The organism is Mycobacterium sp. E2327, assembly GCF_001672675.1.
Classification (GTDB): domain Bacteria; phylum Actinomycetota; class Actinomycetes; order Mycobacteriales; family Mycobacteriaceae; genus Mycobacterium.
This window is the reverse complement of the sequence record NZ_LZKE01000020.1, coordinates 1-1503: the sequence shown is the minus strand read 5'-3', so window position 1 is coordinate 1503 and position 1503 is coordinate 1. Positions and strand designations below refer to the sequence as shown.

The following is a 1503-nucleotide window of genomic DNA, read 5'->3' as shown; positions in this document are numbered from 1 at the left end:
CACACTAATGGGTCTTGATTGGGCTGCCGTTGAACGGGTTTATGACCTGTTTGCGGGAAGCTGATCATCGAGCGGCTGGCTGGTGAGCACTTATGCACACTGGAGTGTTGGATCGATTCCTGGGTTGAGACCGTGCCCCAGCCGGTCGTGAGGTCACCTGTAGCGCTGATGGGATGGCGTGCCGGTCGAGCACTTGCATTAGGTCGCCGCGGGGTGTCCTCCAGCTCAACCCGTTGAAGTGCTCGAAGTGCAAGAGAGGCGGTGATCGATGATCTTCGTGGGTGATGACTGGGCCGAAGACCATCATGACGTGTGGGTGATGAATGAGGCCGGGCGGCGTCTGGGGTCGCGGCGGCTGCCCGAAGGATTGACCGGTATCCGGCAATTGCACGCGCTGCTCGGCGCGCATGCCGAGGAACCCGAGCAGGTGGTGGTCGGTATCGAGACCGACCGGGGCCTATGGGTGGAAGCCCTGGTCGCCGCGGGGTATCAGGTGTTGGCGATCAATCCGCTGGCGGTAGCGCGCTACCGCGATCGCCATCATGTCTCGGGCGCCAAATCCGATGTCTCGGATGCCAAATTGCTGGCCGATGTGGTGCGTACCGATCGGCACAACCATCGATTGCTGGCCGGCGACAGCGCCGAGGTGGAGGCGATCAAGGTGCTCGGCCGCGCCCACCAGAATCTGATCTGGGCACGCGTCCGCCACACCAATGCGCTGCGCAGCGCGTTGCGGGAGTACTACCCGGCGGCCCTGGCGGCTTTTGAGGACCTTGATCACGGTGACGCCTTGGGGGTGTTGGGTCGTGCTCCCACCCCCGATGCGGGTGCCCGGTTGAGTCTGTCGGCGATCCAGTCCGCGCTTAAACGCGGTGGCCGCCAACGCTATATCGCTAGCCGCGCCAAAGAGATTCAAGCCGCGCTGCGCTCAGAACAGCTGACCGCCCCGCCAGCGGTGGCGACGGCGTTCGCGGCCACCACCCGCGCGGCGGTGGCGATCATTGCCGAGCTCAATCGCCAGGTCGCCGAGCTCGAGACCAGCTTGGCCACCCATTTTGAGGCACACCCGGACGCCGACATTTACCGCTCCCTGCCAGGACTTGGTGTCGTGCTCGGCGCCCGGGTGCTTGGTGAGTTCGGGGACGACCCGAATCGATACACCGACGCCAAGTCTCGCAAAAACTACGCCGGAACCTCACCCCTGACCGTCGCCTCCGGCAAGAAATACCGCGTCGTTGCCCGCTACATCCGCAACAGCCGCCTCTATGACGCCATCGATCAGTGGGCCTTTTGCGCCCTGTCCACCAGCCCCGGCGCCCGCGCCTTCTACGACCAGCGAATCGCCGCAGGCGATGGCCACCACCAAGCTCTGCGCGCCCTCGGTAACCGCCTCGTCGGCATCCTGCACGGCTGTCTACGCCACCACACCCTCTACGACGAAGACAAAGCCTGGGCCCACCGAGCCCCCGCCGCCGCTTGACAACTTACGAACCTGGGATGTCT

The 1503-nt window shown here is 64.5% G+C and carries 1 protein-coding gene; it reads left to right on the top strand.

Features of this window, described 5'->3' with window-relative positions; all coding sequences use genetic code 11:
* The first annotated feature begins 268 nt into the window (after positions 1 to 268).
* Positions 269 to 1480 (top strand): IS110 family transposase, encoded by a 1212-nt coding sequence (locus A5712_RS02350; RefSeq protein WP_068100777.1) that lies wholly within the window; start codon positions 269 to 271, stop codon positions 1478 to 1480.
* Positions 1481 to 1503 lie beyond the last annotated feature (23 nt).